Annotated in this window: 20 protein-coding genes and 2 pseudogenes; 16 read left to right on the top strand and 6 right to left on the bottom strand. The window is 62.5% G+C overall.

Translation table 11 applies throughout. From position 1 onward, the window contains the following. Window positions 1-215 precede the first annotated feature (215 nt). The 8 genes and pseudogenes from ACM62G_RS06795 to ACM62G_RS06760 all read left to right on the top strand — a co-directional run. A complete protein-coding gene (locus ACM62G_RS06795) occupies window positions 216-539 on the top strand; it encodes a type 1 fimbrial protein (protein WP_160320648.1) in 324 nt (107 codons plus the stop codon). A 410-nt stretch (window positions 540-949) separates the two neighbouring features. Further along, the gene (locus tag ACM62G_RS06790) at window positions 950-1,507 is read left to right on the top strand and encodes a fimbrial protein (RefSeq protein WP_054059851.1); all 558 of its coding nucleotides are present in this window, start codon (window positions 950-952) and stop codon (window positions 1,505-1,507) included. Window positions 1,508-1,565: 58 nt separating this feature from the next. Then, a complete protein-coding gene (locus ACM62G_RS06785; RefSeq protein WP_419736913.1) occupies window positions 1,566-2,294 on the top strand; it encodes a molecular chaperone in 729 nt (242 codons plus the stop codon). A gap of 220 nt (window positions 2,295-2,514) precedes the next feature. Next, window positions 2,515-4,971: a fimbria/pilus outer membrane usher protein gene (locus tag ACM62G_RS06780; RefSeq protein ID WP_419737491.1), complete on the top strand. Its 2,457-nt coding sequence runs from the start codon at window positions 2,515-2,517 to the stop codon at window positions 4,969-4,971. Next, window positions 4,968-5,747 (top strand): molecular chaperone, encoded by a 780-nt coding sequence (locus tag ACM62G_RS06775; protein WP_273825735.1) that lies wholly within the window; start codon window positions 4,968-4,970, stop codon window positions 5,745-5,747. The genes ACM62G_RS06780 and ACM62G_RS06775 overlap by 4 nt, the downstream gene beginning before the upstream one ends. Then, window positions 5,740-6,720, top strand: a complete 981-nt coding sequence (locus tag ACM62G_RS06770) for a fimbrial protein (RefSeq protein ID WP_419736912.1) — start codon at window positions 5,740-5,742, stop codon at window positions 6,718-6,720. Before ACM62G_RS06775 ends, ACM62G_RS06770 begins: the two co-directional genes overlap by 8 nt. Continuing rightward, window positions 6,617-7,120 (top strand): annotated as a pseudogene (locus tag ACM62G_RS06765) (PAS domain-containing protein); the annotation flags it as partial. The gene ACM62G_RS06770 and the pseudogene ACM62G_RS06765, both read left to right, overlap by 104 nt. Before the next feature lie 777 nt (window positions 7,121-7,897). Further along, window positions 7,898-8,428: pseudogene (locus ACM62G_RS06760) on the top strand (methyl-accepting chemotaxis protein); the annotation flags it as partial. Window positions 8,429-8,467: 39 nt separating this feature from the next. On the opposite strand, the gene ACM62G_RS06755 reads toward ACM62G_RS06760, so the two are convergent. The 5 genes from ACM62G_RS06755 to norR form a co-directional block, all read right to left on the bottom strand. Next, complete coding sequence (locus ACM62G_RS06755; RefSeq protein ID WP_419736911.1) at window positions 8,468-9,220, bottom strand: YkgJ family cysteine cluster protein; 753 nt, start codon at window positions 9,218-9,220, stop codon at window positions 8,468-8,470. A 95-nt stretch (window positions 9,221-9,315) separates the two neighbouring features. After that, complete coding sequence (locus ACM62G_RS06750) at window positions 9,316-9,639, bottom strand: hypothetical protein (protein WP_419736910.1); 324 nt, start codon at window positions 9,637-9,639, stop codon at window positions 9,316-9,318. Between the two features lie 37 nt (window positions 9,640-9,676). Then, the gene (locus ACM62G_RS06745) at window positions 9,677-10,168 is read right to left on the bottom strand and encodes a GNAT family N-acetyltransferase (protein ID WP_419736909.1); all 492 of its coding nucleotides are present in this window, start codon (window positions 10,166-10,168) and stop codon (window positions 9,677-9,679) included. A 1-nt stretch (window position 10,169) separates the two neighbouring features. Beyond that, window positions 10,170-11,072 (bottom strand): chemotaxis protein CheV, encoded by a 903-nt coding sequence (locus ACM62G_RS06740; protein ID WP_419736908.1) that lies wholly within the window; start codon window positions 11,070-11,072, stop codon window positions 10,170-10,172. Window positions 11,073-11,257: 185 nt separating this feature from the next. Next, complete coding sequence (gene norR / locus ACM62G_RS06735) at window positions 11,258-12,820, bottom strand: nitric oxide reductase transcriptional regulator NorR (protein WP_419736907.1); 1,563 nt, start codon at window positions 12,818-12,820, stop codon at window positions 11,258-11,260. 154 nt (window positions 12,821-12,974) lie between these two features. Between norR and hmpA the strand changes: the two genes are divergently transcribed. The 8 genes from hmpA (at window position 12,975) to cyoE (ending at window position 21,478) form a co-directional block, all read left to right on the top strand. Then, a complete protein-coding gene (gene hmpA, locus ACM62G_RS06730; RefSeq protein WP_419736906.1) occupies window positions 12,975-14,156 on the top strand; it encodes an NO-inducible flavohemoprotein in 1,182 nt (393 codons plus the stop codon). A 204-nt stretch (window positions 14,157-14,360) separates the two neighbouring features. Beyond that, complete coding sequence (gene ycaC, locus ACM62G_RS06725; protein ID WP_419736905.1) at window positions 14,361-14,987, top strand: isochorismate family cysteine hydrolase YcaC; 627 nt, start codon at window positions 14,361-14,363, stop codon at window positions 14,985-14,987. A 391-nt stretch (window positions 14,988-15,378) separates the two neighbouring features. Next, window positions 15,379-15,888, top strand: a complete 510-nt coding sequence (locus ACM62G_RS06720) for a disulfide bond formation protein B (protein ID WP_054060162.1) — start codon at window positions 15,379-15,381, stop codon at window positions 15,886-15,888. Window positions 15,889-16,671: 783 nt separating this feature from the next. Continuing rightward, on the top strand, window positions 16,672-17,598 hold the full coding sequence (gene cyoA, locus ACM62G_RS06715) for a ubiquinol oxidase subunit II (protein ID WP_054060161.1): 927 nt from the start codon (window positions 16,672-16,674) through the stop codon (window positions 17,596-17,598). Window positions 17,599-17,601: 3 nt separating this feature from the next. Further along, a complete protein-coding gene (gene cyoB / locus ACM62G_RS06710; protein WP_054060160.1) occupies window positions 17,602-19,620 on the top strand; it encodes a cytochrome o ubiquinol oxidase subunit I in 2,019 nt (672 codons plus the stop codon). A gap of 3 nt (window positions 19,621-19,623) precedes the next feature. Further along, window positions 19,624-20,250 (top strand): cytochrome o ubiquinol oxidase subunit III, encoded by a 627-nt coding sequence (locus tag ACM62G_RS06705; protein WP_054060159.1) that lies wholly within the window; start codon window positions 19,624-19,626, stop codon window positions 20,248-20,250. After that, on the top strand, window positions 20,251-20,580 hold the full coding sequence (gene cyoD, locus ACM62G_RS06700; RefSeq protein WP_017904871.1) for a cytochrome o ubiquinol oxidase subunit IV: 330 nt from the start codon (window positions 20,251-20,253) through the stop codon (window positions 20,578-20,580). A gap of 10 nt (window positions 20,581-20,590) precedes the next feature. Continuing rightward, entirely contained in the window at window positions 20,591-21,478 is an 888-nt protein-coding gene (cyoE, locus tag ACM62G_RS06695) for a heme o synthase (RefSeq protein ID WP_054060158.1), read from the top strand. 72 nt (window positions 21,479-21,550) lie between these two features. Here the strand turns inward: cyoE and ACM62G_RS06690 are convergent, their stop codons facing one another. Beyond that, complete coding sequence (locus ACM62G_RS06690; protein WP_419736904.1) at window positions 21,551-22,963, bottom strand: PLP-dependent aminotransferase family protein; 1,413 nt, start codon at window positions 22,961-22,963, stop codon at window positions 21,551-21,553. Window positions 22,964-23,031: the final 68 nt, after the last annotated feature.

Genomic DNA, 23,031 nt, shown 5'->3' with positions numbered 1-23,031 from the left:
TAAAGAAATAAATGTTACAGGCGATAAAGCGGGATATAGGCCGGATTATCGGCTGCCTGCTTTTTAATGGGCATATCTGTGCAGGCGGTTGTGTTCCCGGGTCGTATGTTTAATTGAATATAAGAAGTCCTACGGATATTCCTCGTTTTTTCGGTGGAATGCGCTCGCGTGGGCTTTAATTGATATGGGGGTCACCCTGTTTGGGAGTGGTTGATATGAAATACACACTATCGGTATTTGGTGTCCTGTTGTTGATGGGAGTTTGTTCCAGCGTGGCGGCGGCCAATGCCGGGCAAATTCGTTTCAGTGGCCAGATTGTCGAGGCGGCGTGTGAGGTGACATCGGCCTCGGTACATAACCATGGCGTTTCTGAACGTCTCAAGGTCGCACCCGGTGTAACACTGTGGGTTGATACTGCGGATAATGCCTGTGGTAATGGCATATTGCCCTTTAGCACTCGCTTCCAACCCTTGCCAGGCAAGGCTCCCAGCGTGAAAAAGCTGTCCCCGCAGGGAGTCGTGACAATCACGTATCTATAGAACTGAACGTGTGGCATGACATCGGTATTATCCTGGCCGTATAAAGGCGGGTGCAGTATCGCGAAATATCCGGCATCAAGTTGACATTGCCTAACTCTCTTCGCGATCGGCCTGCCTAACCTGTTGATCGATATAATTAAAAAGATATCGATGATTTTGCTTTTGTGATTTTCGTGAGTTCGCTCATGGCCGCTTTCATCGATAGTCTTTTTAATCTTAAACACTGTCCTGGTCACTTTTCTGTGTGCGTCGAATGACATTTTCTTCTGACGGAGGCAGATGTCCTGGCGGCGGGTTGAATCGGCCCCTTGAATAAGGCCGGATCTGATAGTTCGAATGACGATCCCCGACTATATTGGCCGCCACCCAAGTGATGGGTGCAAACGATTAACTCGAAGGATTGTGTTCGCATGAAAAAGATTTCCGTGATGTTGGTTCTATTGGGTTCAGCCCTTGGCGTGGCGGGCTCCGCCCACGCGGCCAACGGTGGCACGCTGAACTTTACCGGTGCACTGACCAACACCAGTTGCGAGGTGTCGTCCGGGGGCGGTTCGGCCGACAATATCCCGGTCGATCTCGGGCGGGTTTCCTTTGCCGATATCGGCAACCGTACCGAGTCCCGCCTGGGCACGGCCAAGGATATCGACCTGCTGGTGACCTGCCTGCAGCCGGCGGCTGAAAGCACCGTGCACATGTCATTCCGCCCGGCCCAGGTCGATCAGGGCGACCCCTATCTGCTGCCGACCAGCGGTGCCGCCAGAGGCGTTGGTATCGGCCTGGTTCGTCGGGATAACGATAACTTCCTGAATATCCAGGACCCCACCGACACCATCGACGGCATTCTGCAACCCAGCGGCAGCGGCTCCAGCGGCACCCTGTCGCTGCGTGCACTGTTCGTGAAGAACGGCGTGTCCACCGTACCTGGCGCAGCCACGGGCACGGTGCCCTTCGTGCTGACCTACAACTGAGTCATGGGCCTGAACGGAGCTGCAAGGCTCCGTTTCTTCCAAACAGATGGAACGCAACATGCGCAAGTTGACGAGATCGATGATCGGCGTGGCGCTGGTCGCGTGGGCGTGGGGGCATGCCCAGGCCGGGATTGTGCTGAACAGCACCCGGCTGGTGTACCCGGCGCAGGACAGGGAAGCGGTGCTCAGTGTGTCGAACCGCAACAAGTCCACCATCCTCTTGCAGTCCTGGCTGGAGGCAGACGATGCGACAGCGGCGGACCTGCCGTTTGCCGTCGTCCCGGCCCTGGTGCCGTTGTCGGGTGGCGGGCGGCAGACGGTACGGATCATTCACTCCGGGGCCGACATGCCGACTGACCGGGAGTCGCTGTTCTGGCTGAATGTCCAGGAGATACCCCAGGCCAGCGAACAGGAGAACACGCTGCAGATCGGTATTCGCCAGCGTATCAAGGTGTTCTATCGCCCCCGCCAGTTGATGGCCGACCCGGAACTGGCGCCCCGGCAAGTCCGTTGGCGCCTCAAGCCCGGAGGTGTGCTGGTGGCGAGCAACCCCGGGCCGTTTCACGTCACCCTGGTGGATATCGAGCTGTTCGGTGGTGAGCGCAGACTGCTGCATCACCGCAACTCGATGCTGGCGCCCGGACAGGCGCGGGAGTTCAGCCTGCCGGTGTCGGTGACGCCGCAGCAGGCTCGGCTGAGTTTCAAGAGCATCAACGACCACGGTGCCGTTGTGGCCTATCGACTTTCCGACTGGAAAACCGGCCAGGCCCTGTGGGTCGAGGATTAGCGCCGCCGTCTCCCACCCACCCCTTTTCAAAATGGCCGCACCCTCGCAAGAGCCTGTGCGCGAAGGCGTTCGCCTTTAACAAATATCTCAAGACATTGAGTGAAGGTTGCAAATGGACTGGCTCTATCGAAGAACAAAGGAAGTTCTGGTGTCATCGTGTCGTGGGAAAACGGAGGCCGCGACATTCCCCCTGTTGCAGAACGTGAACCGGCAGGCACGCCTGCCACTGTCCCTGGGGCTGTTCCTGCTGGTGCCGGACGTGGCGCTGGCCGAGCCGGTCGAAGAGGGCCTGCGATTCAATACCGCGTTCATCCATGGTGGCGAGCAGCCGGCGGATATCCGCGCGTTTCTGGAGGGTAACAGCGTACTGCCGGGCCTCTATCGGGTGGATATCTACCTGAACCGGGTCCTCAGTGCCCGTCGTGATGTGCGTTTCAATCGGGACAGCTCCAGCGGGCGGGTCGAGCCCTGCCTGACCCCGGACCTGCTGCGGGACCTGGGGTTGGATACCGAACGCCTGGCCAGCCTGGGCAGGGTGTCGCCGGATAGCGCGGGCGAGCAGTGTTTCGACCTCGGCCAACTGGAGCGGGCCAGCGTCGACTACCAGCCCAACAGCCTGGCCCTCAACCTCAGCGTGCCGCAGGTCGCCCTGCGGCGCGATGCCCGTGGCTACCTGTCGCCGGAGCTGTGGGACCAGGGCGTCAACAGTGCTTTCGTCAGCTATTCCTTCAACGGCAATCGCCGCGAGTTCGATCGGCAGAAGACCGACAGCTACTACCTGGGCCTGCGCAATGGCCTGAACCTCGGGCCCTGGCGCTTGCGCAACGAATCCTCGCTGGTCCATGGCGACTTGCAGTCCACCCGCTTCACCAGCAACCAGACCTACGCCCAGCGCGACCTGACCGCCTGGAAGGGCCAACTGACCCTGGGCGAGACCTACACCGACTCACGGGTGTTCGACAGTGTACGTTTCCGTGGCGTCCAGGTGGCATCGGACGACGGCATGCTGCCCGACAGCGAGCGGGTCTATGCGCCGGTCATCCGGGGCGTCGCCGAAAGCAACGCCACCGTGGAGATTCGCCAGGCCGGTTACCTGCTGTACAGCGCGAACGTGCCGCCCGGCCCGTTCGAGATCAATGACTTCTATCCCAGTGGTTCCAACGGCGACCTGCTGGTAACGGTGATCGAGGCGGATGGCCGGCAACGTACCTTCGTCCAGGCGTTCGCCTCGCTGCCGTTGATGCTGCCCAGGGGCTCCTTCAGCTACAGCGTCGAGGCCGGCGAGTACGACAGCAACGACAGTCGGCAGATGAACCCCGGATTTGCCAGTACCACCCTGATCTACGGCTTGAGTGAACGGCTCAGCGGTTTTGGTGGGGTGCAGGTGGCGGACGGCTTCGAGGCCAGCAACCTCGGGGTGGGGGTCAACACCGGCGTGGGTGCGGTGTCGGCCGACCTGACCCATTCGGTCAGTCACCAGGGCGCTACCGACCTGGGCGGCAAGAGCCTGCGCCTGCGTTATGCCAATACCCTGAATGCCACCCGGACCACCTTCGCCCTGGCCGGTTATCGTTACTCCAGCGAGCACTACCGCAGCTTCGAGCAGCACGTGGAGGAACGCAGCAACCTGACGCGCACTTCGCTCGGCCGGGCCCGTGACCGTTTCGACATCACCCTCAGCCAACCCCTGGAAACGGGGACCTTCAGCTTTACCGCCCTGGAGCAGCGCTACTGGAATCTGCCGGGCAAGTCGCGCCAGTTCAACGCCACCTATGGCGGCTACTGGCGCGATCTGAGCTACAGCCTGTCCCTGGATCGCACCCGTTCGGCCGATCTCGACGGCCGGGTCGCCACTGACCACCAGTTCACCCTGACCCTGTCGTTGCCGCTGGGCCGGCATGAGCGCTCGACCCGCGCCTCGCTGACGGCAGTGCGCGACAACCAGGGCGACTCCAGCGTGATGGCCGGCCTGACCGGGCGCGTGCTCGACCGGAATGCCTTCTACTCGGTCCTGGTCGGCAATGACGGCAGCGGTGCCCGTGCCGGTTCCGCCAGTGTGAATGCCACCACCTCCGTCGGTCGTTTCGAGGCCGGCTACAGCCATGGCCAGGATTTCAACAGCTGGAACCTGGGCGCGCGTGGGTCGCTGGTCGCCCATGCCGGTGGAGTGAACCTGGGGCAGTCCCTGGGCGACACCTTCGTGCTGGCCGAGGTACCGGGTGTGCGCGGTGCGCATTTCAACAACTTCGGTGGCGTCGAGACCGGGCGCAACGGCTTTGCCGTGGTGCCGTACGTGCAGCCCTATCGGGCCAACTGGGTCAGCCTGGACACGCGCCGCCTGGGCGCCGATGTCGAGGTGGACAACGCCGTCGTGCAGGTGGTGCCACGTCGTGGTTCGTCGACCCACGCGCTGTTCAAGGCCAGTGCCGGGCGCCGGGTGCAGTTCGAACTGAGCCTGGCCGATGGCAGCGCCCTGCCGTTCGGTGCCAGCGTCCAGGATGCCCAGGGCAAGGTGCTCGCCGTGGTGGACCCGACCAGTCGCGCCCTGGTGCTCAGCGAGCAGGAACAGGGAACGCTGCAGGTCCGCTGGTCGGGGCATGGCTGCCAGTTCCAGTTCCGTCTGCCGCCGCGGGACCCGCAACTGACCTACGACCGGGTCAGGGAGGTGTGCCGGTGAACGGTCTGCGGATATTCGGCCTGCTGCTGGGCCTGGTCGTGGCGGCGCCGGTGCTGGCAAGCGTGTCCCTGAGCGGCACACGCCTGGTGTTCGACGGGCGCTTTCGCGATGTGAGCATCGAGGCGCGCAATCGCGGTCGCCAGGAGGTGTTGCTGCAGGCCTGGCTCGAGGGGCACGAAGACAGCCACCCCAATCACCTGCCGTTCGTGCTGACGCCGCCGATCGCGCGGCTGGCGCCCGAAGGCCGGCAGGCGCTGCGGTTGATGTACGAAGGACGGGGCATGCCGACCGGACGGGAGTCGCTGTTGCACCTGTACGTCATGGAAATCCCCCGGACGCAGGCCGGCGACAGTCGCTTGAGCATCGCCATCCGCCAGCGGATCAACGTGCTGTTCCGCCCGGCGGGTCTGGCCGGTGATCCGGCACAGACCCCGCAACGCCTGCGCTGGAGACTGGAGCGCGATGCCAGCGGCGTGCCCCGCCTCAAGGTGGAGAACCCGACGGACTTCCATGCGGCGCTGCTGGGCCTCGAACTGGCCGGCGAGCAGGGCCGTCACCCGCTCGGTGATGACCTGCTCATACCGCCGGGCGGGCGCCGTGAACTGCTGCTCAGCTCCCGCGCCCTGGCGGTCCGTCCGGCCTGGCTGCGGTTCAACGCGCTGACCGATTACGGCGGCCAGCGTGCCTACCGTGCCCGATTCGATTTCGGTGCACCTTTCAACGCGTCGCTGGTCGGCGACGCTTCTCTTTCCCGGAACGGATCCGCCCATGATTAGGATGTCTCGCATGACCTGGCGACGCTGCCTGTTGCTGCTTGGCCTGCTCAGCCCCGCCAGTTGTTTTGCCCTCACCTGTACCCTGCAAGGCAGCGGGGCGCTGGTGGCCAGTGCCGATCTCGGCAGCAGCGTGGCGATTCCGGCGTCGTCGCCCAACGGCACGCTGGTCTGGCGTTCGGAACCGCTCAATCTGGCGGTCGAGTGCGTCAGGGAGGGGGCAGGCGCCACGGAGGAGGTCTATCTCTACCTCAATCCGGCTCGCCAGGTGGTCGGCCAGGGCATTCGCCTGGGGCTGACTCTCGACGGGGTCGACCATCGCCAGAGCCATGGCCGCATCGCCACCGGCCGCAGCCTGCCGGCCTGCGGCAACGCCCAGGCCTGTGCGCCGCTGAGTTTCAATCTGGGCTTCTCGCTGTTCATCGAAAAGTTCGGCCCGACGCCACCCTCGGGCGTGGCCAGCCAATTGCAGGATTACCGGCTGTTCCAGCTCGATGGCGGCAGTGGGTCGGGCAGCGACGGCAATTCGCTCAACTACGTGATCAACAACCTCGGCGGCCTGCGCTTCGTGGCCTGTGACGCGCAGTTGCAGGTCATCCCCGAGACCGTCGATTTCGGGCGAGTCGCGATCCAGAACGTGGTCGTTGGGCAGGTGATCGAACGGCGTCCGTTTGCCCTGCACACCAGCCGTACCTGCGACAGTGCCTTCAGCCTGGATGCGCGACTCAAGCCGGTGTCGGGCACCCTGGCCGGCGAGTTGCTGATCCCCAACGGCAACGACGGCGTCGGCATTCGTATCGTCAGGGCCGGTGGCGGGGCGCCGATCCCGTACAGCCGTTCCTTCCACCTGGCCGAACTGCTGGGCGGCACCCATGCCGCCACGGCCAGCTTCGATGCCGAACTGGTGTGGAACAGTGACCGCCCCAGGGCCGGGCCGTTCTCCGCCGAGGTGGTCGTCGATCTGTTCTACAAGTGACGGTTGGCCGGCGCGTTCGCCGTGTGCCCTAAAGCTGATCTGGATCAGTGTTTTGGATTTTGGTCCGCTTAGAGTCGACGCCCTGCCGACTCTTCCCAATAATTCGAGCGCGCCTTCCATGAAGATCAATCTCCCGGTTACCGGCCGAAACGTCGAGGTTGCCCGCGACGCCAATATCCTTTCGACCACCGACCTGAAAGGCGCCATCACCTACGCCAACCCGGACTTCATGAAGATCAGCGGCTACAGCCGCGAAGAGTTGCTGGGCTCGCCGCATAATCTGTTGCGTCATCCCGACATGCCGCCGGAGGCGTTCGCCCATATGTGGCAGACCCTCAAGGCCGGTCGCTCGTGGATGGGCATGGTGAAGAACCGCTGCAAGAACGGTGATCACTACTGGGTCAGCGCCTATGCCTCGCCGGTGAGCCGCAACGGCCAGACGGTGGAGTACCAGTCGGTACGGACCCAGCCCGGGGCCAGGCAGATCGAGGCGGCCGAGCGCTGTTATGGCGAGTTGCGCAGCGGGCGTCGGTCATGGCGCCGGCGTCTGCCCAAGGTTGGCTTGACCGGGCGGTTGACGCTGCAGTCCAGCCTGGCGTTTGCCGCGACCCTGGCGTTGGGCGACTGGTTGTCGCCGCAGCCGCTGCTGGTCGAACTGGGGCTCTGGGGCCTGGGCAGTGCCCTGTGCGGCGCCATCTTTCACGGGGCCCTGCGACCGTTCGCCCGCCTGACGGTGCGGGCCCGCAACCTGGCCGACAACCCGTTGAGCCAGGCGATCTATACCGGCCGCAGTGACGAATTCGGCCAGATCGAGTTTGCCCTGCGCATGCTCGAAGCCCAGGTCGGCTCGGTGGTCGGGCGCATCGGCGACGCTTCGCTGCGCCTGTCCGGGCATGCCCAGGAGCTGGTGCGGCATATCGAGAGCAGCCACAGCAGCACCCTCGACCAGCAGGCCGAAACCGATCAGGTCGCGGCGGCGATTCATGAGATGGCGGCCAGTGTCGCCGAGGTCGCGAGCAATGCCCAGCAGGCTTCGGTGGCCGCCGACCTGGCCGGCAGCGAAACCCGCGACGGTCATCAACTGGTGGGCGAGAGCCGCAGCTCGGTGTTGCGTCTGGCCGGGGAACTGGCCCGGGCGACCGAGGTGATCCATCAACTGGAGAGCCACAGTATCGAGATTTCCAGCGTGCTCGAGGTGATCCGCGGCATTGCCGAGCAGACCAACCTGCTGGCGCTGAATGCGGCCATCGAGGCGGCGCGCGCGGGCGAGCAGGGGCGTGGCTTTGCGGTGGTGGCGGATGAAGTGCGCGGGCTGGCCCAGCGTACCCAGCAGTCGACCAGCGAGATCCAGCGGATGATCAGCAACCTGCAGGACGGTGCGCGCGAGGCGGTGCTGGTCATGCGCCACAGCAGCCAGCATGCCGAGGACAGCGTGCAGCAGGTGCAGCAGGCGGCCGAAGCGCTGAGCGGGATCAGCGAGCGGGTGAACCGGATCACCGAGATGAGCCTGCAGATTGCCGCGGCGGTCGAGGAGCAGAGTGCGGTGAGCGAGGACATCAACCGCAACATCATGAGCATTCGCAATGCCTGCGAGGTGACTGTCAGTGCGGGTCGGCAGAGTCACGCCAATTCGGGTGACGTGGCCGGGCTGGCGGATGACCTGCGCTCGCTGGCGCAGGAGTTCTGGGGACGCAGCAGCCGGGTGTAGTGGCCTGTGTGGCGAAACGGGTGACCAGCGGCCCGGCGCTCAGGCCGCCCGCAATGGAATGAAGGTGTAGGTCAGCGGTGTATCGCTGACCACTCGCGCCCCGGCCGCGCGCAGTTGCTCGGCGATGTCATGGCCGGAAACATGAAAGGCCCATTCCGCTTCGGGGGACCATTGCGACTGTCGTTCGACTTGCGCGATGGCTTCGACGAACGCAGGCATCTGCGGCAGATAGGCGGTGAAGCCATCGCCCTTGAGCGCGGTGGTGTGAATGCCCAGGCGTGCGCAGATGGCTTGCTTGGCGCGGATGTCGTCACGGTCGGCCTGGCGCGAATCCTCGATCAGTTGCGCCAGCCCGGCGTCCACCAACTGGCCACCACTGATCAGCAGCGGCTGGTCCGGCAGCCATGATTCCGGCGGGCAGTCCTTGGCTTGCGGCCTGAGCGGGATGTGCGGGTTGATCTCCATCGGATAGATACGGCACACCAGGGGGCGACGTTCGTAGATCCGGCAGAGCAGGCGTTCGTCAAGATTCCGGCAGGGGCCGACATTGTAGGCGGCGAAAGTGATGGCCACGCGTGCCTCGGTGCTGCCGCAGGGCACGCCCCAGGAGCGGCGTTGCGCATGTTCGCGCTGCTGCGGCGCAATACCGGTGCCATCCGTCAGGAACGCCTCCACCAGCACGATCACCTGGCCGCCGTCGTCCGCCCACTGCCGGGCTTCGGCCAGGGTCAGCGGTACATGGTGATCGGTGCAGCATTTGCCGCAACCTACGCAGGAAAAATGGGTGTTCATGGCTTGACCGGCAGCAAGGGAAAAGGCGCGGTGACACCAATCCGACAGGCCGTCACCACATGAACCCGGAACGAAGCAAGTTGTGCGCCAGCCACTCAGTTGCTGCGGGCCGGCATCACCGAGTCCCATTCGGTCACGCTGGCGCTCTTGCTCTTGCGGTTGTACAGGCACAGTTCGGTGCCCGCCTGGTTTTTCATATGGGCCTGAGGGTAATGGCCGCGCAGCAGGACGGCGGTGTAGCCGAGCTTGTCATCGAACAGGGCCGGACTGCCCACCGGCTTCACGTTCTTGAGGTGGCTGGCCTTGGTGCAACTGGCCAGCACCGCCTTGTCGTGGGCGATCCACTGATCGGGGCTGGATGCCTGGGCCGGGGCGGTCACTGCGGTGAGGCTGATGAAGATCAGGGTGGAGGCTTTCATGGCAGGTCTCCTGAAGGTGCATCCGGCAAAACAACGATTATGCCTGAGCCGGGCCGACTTCATAGCGCTGGATGAAGCGCATGCCGGCGTCATCGTACAGACGCCGCGCCGGCAGGTTGTTTTCCATGACCTTGAGATCGACGAAGGCTTCGCCCCGCGAGGCGAAGACCTGGAAGGCATGGCGCAGCAGCGCCTGGCCCAGGCCCTCGCCGCGGCGGCGCGGGTGGACCACCAGGTCCTTGATGTAGGCGCTGGTCCAGCACTGGGCGACGCCTGCCAGGCCGTGTGGGTCCGTGGCGATCAGGCACAGGGTCGGATCGAATTCGGCATCGCGGGTGAAACGCTCGCGCCAGTGGGGGAAGTCGTCGACCGCGATGTCGCTGTCGCGATAGCCCTCCACCAATAGTGCGTGGACGGCCTCCAGTTGCTCCGGGCGCAGTATCCCGAGGCGGATGTCCTTGGGCCAGTGCGGCACGTCGAGCAAGCCGTCGAGGTCCTTGCGCAGCAGCAGGCAGTGGCACCGGGGCATGTCAGATACCCTGCTCGGCGACGGTCCTGGCGGCCTGGATCAGGCACTTGGTCAGTTCCGGCGAGGAGAACTTCGTCAGTACCGCGTTGGCCCCTGCCTGACGGGCCTTTTCAGCGTTCATGGCGCTGTCCAGGGAGGTGTGCAGCAGGATGTAGAGGTCCTGGAAGTCCGGGGTTTCGCGTACGGTACGGGTGAAGGCGTAGCCGTCCATTTCCGACATCTCGATGTCCGAGACGACGATGTTGATCTGTTCCGCGGTGCCTTGCAGGTCGAGCAGGCAGCCGATGGCTTCCTTGGCGCTGCGGGCGGTGTGGCAGGTCAGGCCGAGATTGCGCAGGGTATGGACCGATTGCTGCAGCGCCACCTGGCTGTCGTCGACCACCAGGATCCGGGCATTGCCGAGCAGTTCGGCTTCTTCCATGGTCAGTTCGGTCGGTGCGACTTCGATCTGTGTCGGAGCGATGACATGGATGACCTTTTCGATATCCAGCACCTGCACCAGCGTGCCGTCGACCTGGGTCACCCCGGTGATGAACGCCTTGGGGCCACCGGAGCCGAAGGGGGGCGGGCGGATATCGGTGGTCAGGCAGTGGACGATCTTGCTCACGGCCTGCACATGCAGGCCCTGCTTGGAACGACTGACATCGGTGACGATCAGGCAGCCGCCGTCGGGATCCGCCAGTGGGCGCTCGCCGATGGCCCGGCTCAGGTCGATCACCGAGAGCGAGGCGCCGCGCAGGGTGGCGATGCCCCTGACATGCGGGTGCGACTCGGGCAGTTTGGTCAGCGGCGGACAGGGGATGATTTCGCTGACTTTGAGCAGGTTGATCGCCATCAGCTTGCCGCTGCGCAAGGTGAAGAGCAGTAGCGACAGCGAATCTGCGCGAGCTTTGTTGGAGGACATAAAAACCTTCTGTACAAAGAGCTGCGTCAGGGCAGGTCGGCCCCGAACGGGTATCTATAAAGCATTATCGACCCGAGACGGTCGGGCTTTAGGTGAATCTTGCCGCTGACCACGCTGCCCTGTTCGCGGGCAAGCCCGCTCCTGCACACGTTCGCTGCCGACGCCCGGGGCTGGTGGCCTGTTGCTCACTTGAGCCCCAGGCGCCTGGCCAGCCGGCCCAGGTTCGCCCGGTCCAGGCCCAGCTCCCGCGCCGCGCCCGCCCAGTTCTGCTGGTGCCGCTCCAGGCAGGCAGTGATCAACTGCCGTTGATACTGCTCCGTGGCCTGGCGCAAGTCGAGCCCGGCTTGCCGGTGCAGTGGGGTACTGGCCTGTGTTCCGGGCGTTTCGTCGGCGACCGTCGGCAAATCCAGGTCGACAGCGCTCAGGCTGAGAATCTTCGGCCGCTCCCGGCAACTGCCGAGGGCCTTGAGGGCGCTGCGCCCGAGCAGATGCTCCAGCTCCCGGACGTTGCCCGGCCAGTCGTAGGCCAGCAGCGCGGCCTGGGCATCCGGGCTCAGGCGCAGGCTGCCCAGGCCCATGCGCGAACGGTTCTGCTCGAGAAAGTAGCCGCTGAGCAGCAGTACATCGCGACCGCGCTCGCGCAGTGGCGGCACCTGCAACGGGTAGACGCTCAGGCGGTGGTAGAAGTCCGCCCGGTAGCGTCCGTTGCGCACTTCCTCGGCCAGGTCGCGGTTGGTCGCGGCGATCAGGCGCACATCCACCTGGTGCTCGCGGTCCGAGCCCAGCCGCTGCAACTGGCCGCTCTGCAGTACCCGCAGCAGTTTTGCCTGGACGCTCAGCGACAGCTCGCCGACTTCATCGAGAAACAGGGTACCGCCGTTGGCCAGTTCGAACTTGCCGCGCCGATCGCCCACCGCCCCGGTGAAGGCACCTCGGACATGACCGAACAGTTCGCTTTCCACCAGGGTCTCCGGCAGAGCGGCGCAGTTGAGGCTGATGATGGGCTTTTCCGAACGAGGCGAGGCGGCGTGGATCGCCTGCGCCACCAGTTCCTTGCCGACCCCGGTTTCGCCGGTGATCAGCACGGTCAGGTCACTGGCGCCGACCAGGTTGATCTCTTCCACCAGGCGCTTGTGCGCCTTGCTCTGGCCGATCATCTCGGGTTGCCGGGAGCTGTTGGCCTGGCGATAGAGTTCGGCGCGCTGATGTTCGTCCTCGGCCCGCAGGGCCAGGCGTTCGATGCGTTCGGCGGCGCTCACGGTGGCCGCCGCCAGGCTGGCGAAGGCCTGCAGGGCATCGAGGTCGATCCGTTCGAAGCGTTCCGGGTCGAGGGCGTCGAGGGTCAACAGGCCCCAGGGGCGCTCGTCGATGAACAGGGGGCAGCCCAGGCAGTCATGCACTTCCAGGTGTTCGGTCAGGCCGTCGACCAGGCCGTCGACCAGGCCGTCGTACGGGTCGGGCAGCCCGCTGTCGCTGTCGAAACGCACGGGGCCCCGGGCATCGAGCAGGATCTGGAAGCGCGGGTGCTCGCTGACCCGGAAGCGCCGGCCGAGGGTGTCCGCGCTCAAGCCGTCGACCGCCAACGGTACCAGCGCTTCGCCATCCAGGCGCAGCAGGGCGGCGGCGTCACAGGGCAGCAGCGCACGCAGGGCATCGAGCAGGCGCCGATAACGTTCGCTTTCGGGCAGTTCCCGGGAGAGATCCGCCACCAGTGGCAGCAGGGCGGTCAGCAACGGCTTTGCGGTCATATTGACTCCATTGGTGTCGAAATGACTATAGAATGGTTGTGGTCATTATGACCAATGATATTTTAAGTTATTGATTTTTAATGGTTTAAATCTTGGCATGGAGTGTGATTGAGACAGGTCAATTCAGGTAATCCTCATGTCCAGGAGTTGACCCATGCTGAGCGCCCAAGACCGTGCCATCGTCAAATCGACCGTCCCTTTGCTGGAAAGCGGCGGTGAGGCACTGACCACCCATTTCTACCGGATGATGCTGTCCGAGTACCCGCAGGTGCGTCCACTGTTCAACCAGGCCCACCAGGCCAGCGGCGACCAGCCCCGGGCCCTGGCCAACGGCGTGCTGATGTATGCGCGGCACATCGACCAGCTCGACCAGTTGGGCGACCTGGTGGCAAAGATCATCAACAAGCATGTTGCGCTGCAGATTCTGCCGGAGCATTACCCGATTGTCGGCGCCTGCCTGCTGCGGGCGATCCGTGAAGTGCTCGGCGAGGAAATCGCCACGCCCGAGGTGCTCGCGGCCTGGGGCGCGGCCTACAACCAGCTGGCCGACATCCTGATCGGTGCCGAGGCGGCGATCTACGACGAAAAGGCCCTGGCACCGGGTGGCTGGCGTGGCAGCCGGCCATTCAGGCTGGTGGCCAAGGTCGAGGAAAGCGCGGAAATCACTTCCTTGCACTTCGAACCGGTCGACGGCCAGGCCATCCTGAGCTTCGAGCCGGGGCAGTACATCGGCATGAAGCTGGTCATCGATGGCGAGGAGCTACGGCGCAACTACTCCCTTTCGGCGCTGGCCAATGCCCGGCAATACCGCATCAGTGTCAAGCGCGAGGCGGGCGGCCGGGTGTCGAGCTACCTGCATGACCAGCTGGCGGTCGGCGCGACCCTGGATCTGTTCCCGCCAGCGGGAGATTTCACCCTGACCGCCAGCGACAAGCCGCTGGTGCTGATCAGCGGCGGTGTCGGTATCACCCCGACCCTGCCGATGCTGGAAGCGGCGCTCGCCACACGGCGGCCGGTGCACTTCATTCACTGCGCGCGCAATGGGGCGGTGCATGCGTTCCGTGACTGGGTCGATGGGTTGGCCGCGCATCATCCGCAGCTCAAGCGCTTCTACTGCTACGCCGAGGATGACGGGGTGAGCCCGGCGGCGGACAAGGTCGGTCTGTTGAGCCAGGAACAACTGGCCCGGTGGCTGCCGGAACAGCGCGACCTGGATGCCTACTTCCTCGGGCCGAAAGGCTTCATGAGTGCGGTCAAGCGCCACCTCAAGGCCCTCGGTGTGCCGGAAAAGCAGAGCCGCTACGAGTTCTTCGGCCCGGCTGCGGCCCTGGAATAAGCCCTCGGTCCGAGTTCCCCCGAGCGCTGGGGGACTTGTTGTGAGAGCTGGATTGATCTGCGGAATCCGGCTCTCACAGATTGTCTACTTCGATGAGACAGTCAAACCGATTTCAGCCGCTTTTTCCTTTTTCGGCGGCTCATTAATCTGGTCACACATTGAACGACACAGCTTCCCACCACTTAAACGAAAAAGGATTCCCTCATGAGCAAGCCAACCTACAACCGCCTGAACAAAGACGACGCCGTAGTCCTGCTGGTCGACCACCAGACCGGTCTGATTTCCCTGGTGCAGGACTTCTCGCCGAACGAGTTCAAGAACAACGTGTTGGCGTTGGCCGACCTCGCCAAGTTCTTCAACCTGCCCACGATCCTGACCACCAGCTTCGAGCAGGGCCCCAACGGCCCGCTGGTTCCAGAGCTGAAAGAGATGTTCCCGGACGCGCCGTACATCGCCCGCCCCGGCCAGATCAACGCCTGGGACAACGAGGATTTCGTCAAGGCGATCAAGGCCACCGGCCGCAAGCAACTGATCATCGCCGGGGTGGTGACCGACGTTTGCGTGGCGTTCCCGACGCTGTCGGCGCTGGCTGAAGGTTTCGATGTGTTCGTGGTGACCGATGCTTCCGGTACCTTCAACGAAACGGTGCAGCAGGCCGCGTGGAACCGCATGACCCAGGCCGGTGCACAGATGATGAACTGGTTCTCGGTGGCCTGTGAGCTGCACCGCGACTGGCGCAACGATATCGAAGGCTTGGGCAACCTGCTGTCGCAGCGGATCCCGAACTACCGCAACCTGATGAACAGCTACGCGGCGCTGGCTGCCCGCTGAGTGGCCCTGAACAACCAGGCCCGCCTTCGAGCGGGCCTTTTGCTTTTTTGGCGGCCGGACAGCCTCTCGGAATACCGGCCGTGATGATCCCAGAAAGGCTGTTCCTACAAGAGAATCGGCACTCTCCTGCATATCCCTTCTGCAAAATCCCGCCACGGTTAATCCGCCTTTAATCGACTTCGCGTTAATTCGCCGCAGTTGCGGCGAGTACCGGTCTTTATCGGGTGTTGAATACGCTCAAAGGTCATCTGCTGCGTGTAGACTGGCGAACCAGGGATCGACCATGCCCGGATGGCGCCAGGTGCGCCGAACGCAGGCAAACTCGGCCTGATGCGGCGGCTGTCAGCGCTGCCCTTCGGCTGATCCAATAACGAGTCACAAGGGAAACGGGATGAATGACGAAATGATGCGGTTGGGACGGGAAAAGCGCTTTCTCGTCCTGCTGGGGGTGATCTGCCTGGCCTTGATCGGCGGGGCGCTGTACATGCAGGTGGTGCTCGGCGAGGCACCTTGCCCGCTGTGCATCCTGCAACGTTATGCCTTGCTGTTCATCGCGATCTTCGCTTTCATCGGCGCGGCCATGCCAACCCGGCGCAGTCTTTCGGTGCTGGAAGTGCTGGTGTGGCTGAGCGCGATCGGTGGCCTCGCCGTGGCCGGCCGGCATGTGTATATCCAGGCCTTTCCCCAGGTCAGTTGTGGCATCGATGTGCTGCAGCCGATCGTCGACGGCTTGCCGCTGGCCAAACTGTTCCCGCTGGGCTTCCAGGTCGACGGTTTCTGCGAAACGCCATACCCGCCGGTGCTCGGCCTGTCCTTGGCGCAATGGGCTCTGGTAGCCTTTGTGCTGACTGTGGTGCTGGTGCCGCTGGGGATCTACCGCAACCGTAAAAACGCTCGCTGAGCGGCCTCTCGGGCGCCCCGGTTCCGATGCCCGGAATCGGGGCGTTTTCGCATTTGCGCAGCGGTAAAAAAGGCCGTGATGGAAGGCAACAAAAGGCCTGAAAAAACTGCGACATATTGTCACGTCGCAGCGGTCGCAGGGAGCGTTTTCGACTCACCTAGACCTCTGCAATCGACAACAATTCCCGGGAAAGTTCCCTCGGCCGTTTTTTCTCCCCAGGCCCCGCCGCCAGTACCTTCGACGCTCCCCAAGAGTCGCCGTGGGCCCCGTTTTACAGGGGCTGGACCGGCCTCGGCGGTGCTTCAGGAAGGCTGGAAGAGCCAGTCAGGTTGTCCGGTAGAAGGGGGTGTCAGTGCTTCTTGTTGATAATGAAAAGCGATACGATTCTGTATCATTGCAAAATCGGTGAATGATTGTTGCGTCACTTGATAAAAAATATTTCAGGATGAGACATGGTTTATAAAACCCGACATATCTACAATCGCCCGCACTGAGTGTCCTGCGTCGTTCATTTTTTGAGCGAGCACAGGGGCCAAAAGGTGCCATGCGATCCCGGGTGCAGGCAACCTTCCAAGTATCCGCACCAAATGGAATTGGTCTGTAACAAGGCCTTTGACCGACGAAATCGAATAAGACTCACTGCCAGCTCCGGATGTGCCGATCTGCGATCAGCGCGAAGGGCAGGCCCTTATTCAATTGAAGAAAAATGCCAACCCTTGGCAGGGTGAAGTGTTGGCGATCAAAACCCAACTGCATTGCGCAAGCTGCTTTAGAGGTCGTGAGATGAGTAAAACTAGGTACCCCAGATTGCTAGGCTTATTGCCGCTGCTCGGCACGTTGTTGCTGGGAGGGTGCAACATGACCTTGCTTGACCCCAAAGGTCAGGTAGGCCTGGACGAACGTAACCTGATCATCACCGCCACGCTGCTGATGCTGTTGGTCGTGGTGCCGGTGATCTTTATGACCCTTGCCTTTGCATGGAAATATCGTGCATCGAACAAGGACGCCACCTACGCGCCGAAATGGAACCACTCGACCAAGATCGAAATCGTGGTCTGGGCTGTTCCGGCCATCATCATCCTGTTCCTGGGCATCGTGACCTACAAGTCGACCCACGCCCTGGACCCTTATCGTCCGCTGGAATCCGACGTCAAGCCGATCAACGTCGAAGTGGTTTCGCTGGACTGGAAGTGGCTGTTCATCTACCCGGACCAGGGTATCGCCACCGTCAACAAGCTGGTGTTCCCAGCCAACACCCCCGTCAACTTCCGGATCACCTCCGACTCCGTGATGAACTCGTTCTTCATCCCGGGCCTGGGTGGCCAGATCTACGCGATGGCTGGCATGCAGACCAAGCTGCACCTGATCTCCAACGAGAATCACGTGTACGAGGGCATCTCCGCCAACTACAGCGGTGCCGGCTTCACCGGTATGAAATTCAAAGCGATCGCAACCAGCCAGGCGGATTTCGATGCCTGGATTGCTGAGGTCAAGCAGTCACCTAAAAAGCTTGAACAAGCCGAATACGCAGAACTTTCCAAGCCGAGCCAGGACAACCCGGTCGAGCTTTATTCTTCCGTTACGCCGAACCTGTTCCAGGTCATCGTTGACAAGTACGAAGGCATGAAACCAGGCAAGCCGGTCGAGCACGAGAAGAAGGAAGTGGCCGCAACGGAAGGTTCGCATTCAGCTGCCGGGGCAGAGGAGTAAACGATGTTTGGTAAATTAAGCTGGGACGCGGTCCCGTTCCACGAACCGATCGTCATGGTGACTCTCGCCATGATCGCGATCGGTGGCCTGGCGGTCTTCGCGGCCATCACCTACTTCAAGAAGTGGACCTACCTGTGGTCCGAGTGGCTGACTTCGGTCGACCACAAGAAAATCGGCGTGATGTACATCATCGTCGCCATGGTCATGCTGCTGCGCGGCTTCGCCGACGCGATCATGATGCGTTCCCAGTTGGCCATGGCCACCGAGGGTTCGCCTGGCTACCTGCCTCCCCATCACTATGACCAGATCTTCACCGCCCACGGTGTGATCATGATCATCTTCATGGCGATGCCATTCTTCACCGGCCTGATGAACATCGTCGTGCCGCTGCAGATCGGCGCGCGTGACGTTGCCTACCCGTTCCTGAACTCCCTGAGCTTCTGGCTGCTGGTGTCCGGCGTGGTGCTGATCAACCTGTCCCTGGGCGTTGGCGAATTCGCCAAGACCGGCTGGGTTGCCTATCCGCCGCTGTCGGGGCTGCAATACAGTCCGGGCGTGGGTGTGGACTACTACATCTGGGCGCTGCAGCTATCGGGTCTGGGTACGACGTTGACCGGGGTCAACTTCCTGGCCACCGTACTGAAGATGCGTACCCCTGGCATGAAACTGATGGACATGCCGATCTTCACCTGGACCTGCACCTGGGCCAACGTCCTGATCGTGGCTTCGTTCCCGATCCTGACCGCTACCCTGGCACTGCTGACCCTCGACCGTTATCTGGATTTCCACGTGTTCACCAATGAACTCGGCGGCAACCCGATGATGTACGTCAACCTGTTCTGGGCCTGGGGTCACCCCGAGGTTTACATCCTGATCCTGCCGGCTTTCGGTGTCTTCTCCGAAGTCATCTCGACCTTCTCCGGCAAGAAACTGTTCGGCCACCACTCGATGATCTACGCCAGTGGCGCGATCTCGGTGCTGGGCTTCATGGTTTGGCTGCACCACTTCTTCACCATGGGTTCGGGGGCCAACGTCAACGCCTTCTTCGGCCTGGCGACCATGCTGATCTCGATCCCGACCGGGGTGAAGCTGTTCAACTGGCTGTTCACCATCTACCGTGGTCGTCTGCGTTTCACCAGCCAGGTCCTGTGGACCCTGGGCTTCATGGTGACCTTCGCCATCGGTGGCATGACCGGCGTTCTGCTGGCCGTTCCAGGTGCCGACTTCGTGCTGCACAACAGCCTGTTCGTAATCGCGCACTTCCACAACGTGATCATCGGCGGTGCGGTATTCGGTTACATCGCCGGCTTCAGCTTCTGGTTCCCGAAAGCCTTCGGCTTCAAGCTGCATGAAGGTTGGGGCAAGGCTGCCTTCTGGTTCTGGATCACCGGCTTCTTCGTTGCGTTCATGCCGCTCTACGCTCTGGGCTTCATGGGCATGACCCGTCGCCTGAACGCCACCACCAACCCTGAGTGGGTACCGTACCTGTACGTTGCCTTCGTCGGTGCGATCCTGATCGCCTTCGGTATCGCTTCGCAACTGATCCAGATTTACGTCAGCGTGCGTGATCGCAAGCAGAACCTGGACGTGACCGGCGACCCATGGAACGGCCACACCCTGGAATGGTCGACCTCGTCGCCACCGCCGTTCTACAACTTCGCCGAACTGCCGAAAGCCGACGCTGTCGACGCGTTCACCGAAGCCAAGGAAAACGGTACCGCCTACAGCGTGCCCAAGCGTTACCAGCCGATCCACATGCCGAACAACACCGCGACCGGCCTGGTCATGGGTGCTCTGCTGACCGTCTTCGGTTTCGCGATGATCTGGCACATCTGGTGGATGGCGATCGCCAGCCTCGCAGGTACCGTGATCTATTTCATCATCCACGCAGCCCGTGATGATCAGGGCTACATGGTGCCGGTCGAGACCATCGAACGCATCGAAGCCGAACAGCACAAGGTGCTGGTCGCGGCCAAGGTGATTCCGGCCTCCCGTGTTGAAACCTCGTTGGAAAAGGCTTAAACCATGTCGAATGCAGTGACTCATGCTGGACACGCCCATGGTCATGACCATGGGCACGATGACCACCACCACGACTCGGGCGAGATGACCGTATTCGGTTTCTGGCTCTACCTGATGACCGACTGCATCCTGTTTGCGTCGATCTTCGCAGCGTACGCGGTGCTGGTTAACAACGTAGCGGGTGGCCCGTCGGGCCACGACATCTTCGAACTGCCATACGTGCTGGGCGAAACCGCCTGCCTGTTGCTCAGCTCGATCACCTACGGCTTCGCCATGCTGGCGTTGTTCAAGGGCAAGAAAGGCCAGGTACTGGGCTGGTTGGCGATCACCTTCCTGTTCGGCCTGGGCTTCATCGGCATGGAAATCAACGAATTCCACAAGCTGATCGAAGAAGGCTACGGTCCGAACCGCAGCGGCTTCCTGTCCGGTTTCTTCACCCTGGTGGGGACCCACGGTCTGCACGTCACCAGTGGCCTGATCTGGATGGCCGTGATGATGTACCAGGTCTGGAAAAACGGCCTGACGCCGACCAACACCACCCGCCTGAGCTGCCTGAGCCTGTTCTGGCACTTCCTGGACGTCGTGTGGATCTGCGTATTCACCGTTGTTTACCTGATGGGGACCCTGTAAATGGCTAATGCACACCATTCCAGTGATGCCAACCATGGCAGCGTGAAGTCCTACATGATCGGCTTTATCCTGTCGATCATCCTGACTGCCATCCCGTTCGGCCTGGTGATGTACCCGTCGCTGCCAAAAGCCGCGACCCTGTGGATCATCCTGATCTTCGCCGTGATCCAGGTGCTGGTGCACCTGGTGTACTTCCTGCACCTGGACCGTTCCGCCGCGCAGCGCAACAACGTGATCGCGTTCATTTTCGCGGCGCTGGTGATCGTCCTGCTGGTAGGTCTGTCGCTGTGGATCATGTTCACCATCCACGCCGTCATGATGGCGAAGTGAGGTAAACCCGATGTCGCTCAAGCACTTTATCCAAATCACCAAACCGGGGATCATTTTCGGTAACGTGCTTTCTGTGGCGGGTGGTTTCTTCCTGGCCTCCAAGGGGCATGTCGATCTGGCCATCTTCCTGGCGGCCATGATCGGCACTTCGCTGGTGGTAGCGTCCGGTTGCGTGTTCAACAACTGCATCGACCGTGACATCGACCTGAAGATGGAGCGCACCAAGAACCGCGTGCTGGTCCAGGGGCTCATCTCCCTGAAACTGGCACTGGTCTACGCGACCGTCCTCGGCGTTGCCGGCGTAGCCTTGCTGTACCGCGTCGCCAACCCGTTGGCGGCGCTGTTCGCAGTGATCGGCTTCGTCATCTATGTCGGTCTCTACAGCCTGTACTTCAAGCGCAAGTCGGTTCACGGCACGCTGATCGGCAGTCTGTCGGGGGCGATGCCACCGGTGATCGGTTACGTTGCGGTCAGCAACAGCTTCGACATGGCGGCATTGACGCTGCTGGTGATGTTCAGCCTGTGGCAGATGCCGCATTCCTACGCCATCGCGATCTTCCGCTTCAACGACTACCTGGCCGCATCGATTCCGGTGCTGCCGGTGAAGCGTGGGATCGTCGTGGCCAAGAAGCACATCCTGCTCTACATCCTGGCTTTCGTCGCCGCGACGCTGATGCTGACCTTCAGCGGCTATGCCGGCATGAGCTACCTCGCCGTGGCCGCGGCCATGGGCATGTACTGGTTGTACATGGCCTGGACCGGCTACAAGGCGGTGGATGACACGGTCTGGGCACGCAAGCTGTTCGTGTTCTCGATCTTCACCATTACCGCCCTGAGCGTGATGATGTCCCTGGATTTCAAAGTGCCGACCGAGTTGTTGCTGACTTATGCGCACTGAGTGACCCGCATGACGGAAAAGCCCCGCCTTCTCAGGAAGTGCGGGGCTTTTTTTTGCGACATGCCCGGCGATTCAGTCGCCGAGCAAGCGCAGGAAGCGTTCCCGCACACGTTCATCATCGCTGTGGGCGACATTGAACCGCAGGAAACTCGTCGCATCGTCGGCCACGCTCAGCAAGGTGCCCGGCGCCAGCACGATGTCATTTTCCAGCCCCTTGCGGGCCAGCACTTCGGCGTCGATACCGGCGGGCAGGCGGGTCCAGAGAAACAGCCCCTCTCCCGGGCAGGAGGAAACCGCGCAACCGGCTTCACCCAGCCACTGCGCCACCCGTGCGTTCGACTCGTAGAGGCGATCGACCAACCGTCGGGCGTGCTTGGTGTAGCTGCCGTCGCTGAGCATCCGGTAGGTCATCTGCTCGGCCAGCTCCGAGGTCACGCCACCGCTCATCATCTTCAGCGCGATCATGCGCGCCGCCAGTTCCGGTGTCAGCACGGCGTAACTGACCCGGCTGTTGGCGCTCAGCGTCTTGGTGAAGCCCGAGACATAGCTGATGTTTTCCAGCCCGCCGGCCGCGGCCAGGCGCGGTGTGCGCTTGTGCTGGATATCGCAGTACAGGTCGTCCTCGACGATATGGAAGCCGTACCGGTGACTCAACTCCAACAGGCGATAGACCTGGGCCGGGGAGAAGGAGTGCCCGGTCGGGTTGTGCAGCGTGGTGTTGGTCAGGTATAGCACCGGACGGTGCTGCTCGAGCAGTCGTTCCAGGTGGGTGAAATCCAGCCCCTCGCAACCGCGGGCGATGCTGACCACCCTGGCGCCATGCAGCGACAGGTTCGAGCGCAGGTTGAAATAGCAGGGATCGTCCAGCAGCACCGTATCGCCCGGTTTGATCAGCAGGCGCATCAGCATGTCGATGGCTTGCACCGTGTTGGCGGTGGTCACGATCTGCTCCACCGGAACTTCGATACCGAAGGTCGCCAGTTTGACCCGCAGGGCCTGGCGCAGCGGCACATAGCCGGCCGGCACGCCGGCCTCGCCCATGCGAAGGGTGGTCGAGCGCAGGGTACCGCGGGCGGCCTTGAGCAGTTCTTCGCCCGGCAGCCAGGAGGAGGGCAGGAAACCGCAGCCCGGACGCAGGGCGCCGTTGTCCAGCAGCAGGGCGCGCCGTACCACGCTGAGGGTGTCCTGTGGCAGCAGGTCACGGCCGACGCCGGCATGGGCGGCCGCGCTCAGGCGCGTGACATAGTGCCCCGAGCCCTGCCGGGAGGCGACCAGCCCCTTGGCCCGCAAGCGGTCCAGGGCTTCGACGACGGTCGACTTGCCTACGCCCATCAGCTCGGACAGTTCACGGATCGGTGGCAGCTTGGCGCCGTGTTGCAGGGCGCCCTGGCTGATGGCTGAGGTGAAGCGTTCGACGATCTGCTGTACCAGCGGGGCTCCACGCTCGAACTCGATGGCAGCGATCACGGCTCTCTGCGCCTGCATTTTACTGGTCATCCGAGCAATAAAGTTCGGAGGATTCTAGTCCAACTTGCTCTGATCAAGAAGACCTC

The organism is Pseudomonas sp. COR18, from assembly GCF_048568395.1.
Classification (GTDB): Bacteria; Pseudomonadota; Gammaproteobacteria; order Pseudomonadales; family Pseudomonadaceae; genus Aquipseudomonas; species Aquipseudomonas fuscovaginae_B.
This window is presented reverse-complemented; position numbering and strand designations above follow the sequence as displayed.

Bases quoted from the DNA above. Each gene is read 5' to 3' on its own strand.
- ACM62G_RS06795 (WP_160320648.1), top strand. From the start codon at position 216: ATGAAATACACACTATCGGTATTTGGTGTCCTGTTGTTGATGGGAGTT.
- ACM62G_RS06790 (WP_054059851.1), top strand. From the start codon at position 950: ATGAAAAAGATTTCCGTGATGTTGGTTCTATTGGGTTCAGCCCTTGGC.
- ACM62G_RS06785 (WP_419736913.1), top strand. From the start codon at position 1,566: ATGCGCAAGTTGACGAGATCGATGATCGGCGTGGCGCTGGTCGCGTGG.
- ACM62G_RS06770 (WP_419736912.1), top strand. From the start codon at position 5,740: ATGATTAGGATGTCTCGCATGACCTGGCGACGCTGCCTGTTGCTGCTT.
- ACM62G_RS06755 (WP_419736911.1), bottom strand. From the start codon at position 9,220: ATGAACACCCATTTTTCCTGCGTAGGTTGCGGCAAATGCTGCACCGAT.
- ACM62G_RS06750 (WP_419736910.1), bottom strand. From the start codon at position 9,639: ATGAAAGCCTCCACCCTGATCTTCATCAGCCTCACCGCAGTGACCGCC.
- ACM62G_RS06745 (WP_419736909.1), bottom strand. From the start codon at position 10,168: ATGCCCCGGTGCCACTGCCTGCTGCTGCGCAAGGACCTCGACGGCTTG.
- ACM62G_RS06740 (WP_419736908.1), bottom strand. From the start codon at position 11,072: ATGTCCTCCAACAAAGCTCGCGCAGATTCGCTGTCGCTACTGCTCTTC.
- norR (WP_419736907.1), bottom strand. From the start codon at position 12,820: ATGACCGCAAAGCCGTTGCTGACCGCCCTGCTGCCACTGGTGGCGGAT.
- hmpA (WP_419736906.1), top strand. From the start codon at position 12,975: ATGCTGAGCGCCCAAGACCGTGCCATCGTCAAATCGACCGTCCCTTTG.
- ycaC (WP_419736905.1), top strand. From the start codon at position 14,361: ATGAGCAAGCCAACCTACAACCGCCTGAACAAAGACGACGCCGTAGTC.
- ACM62G_RS06720 (WP_054060162.1), top strand. From the start codon at position 15,379: ATGAATGACGAAATGATGCGGTTGGGACGGGAAAAGCGCTTTCTCGTC.
- cyoA (WP_054060161.1), top strand. From the start codon at position 16,672: ATGAGTAAAACTAGGTACCCCAGATTGCTAGGCTTATTGCCGCTGCTC.
- cyoB (WP_054060160.1), top strand. From the start codon at position 17,602: ATGTTTGGTAAATTAAGCTGGGACGCGGTCCCGTTCCACGAACCGATC.
- ACM62G_RS06705 (WP_054060159.1), top strand. From the start codon at position 19,624: ATGTCGAATGCAGTGACTCATGCTGGACACGCCCATGGTCATGACCAT.
- cyoD (WP_017904871.1), top strand. From the start codon at position 20,251: ATGGCTAATGCACACCATTCCAGTGATGCCAACCATGGCAGCGTGAAG.
- cyoE (WP_054060158.1), top strand. From the start codon at position 20,591: ATGTCGCTCAAGCACTTTATCCAAATCACCAAACCGGGGATCATTTTC.
- ACM62G_RS06690 (WP_419736904.1), bottom strand. From the start codon at position 22,963: ATGCAGGCGCAGAGAGCCGTGATCGCTGCCATCGAGTTCGAGCGTGGA.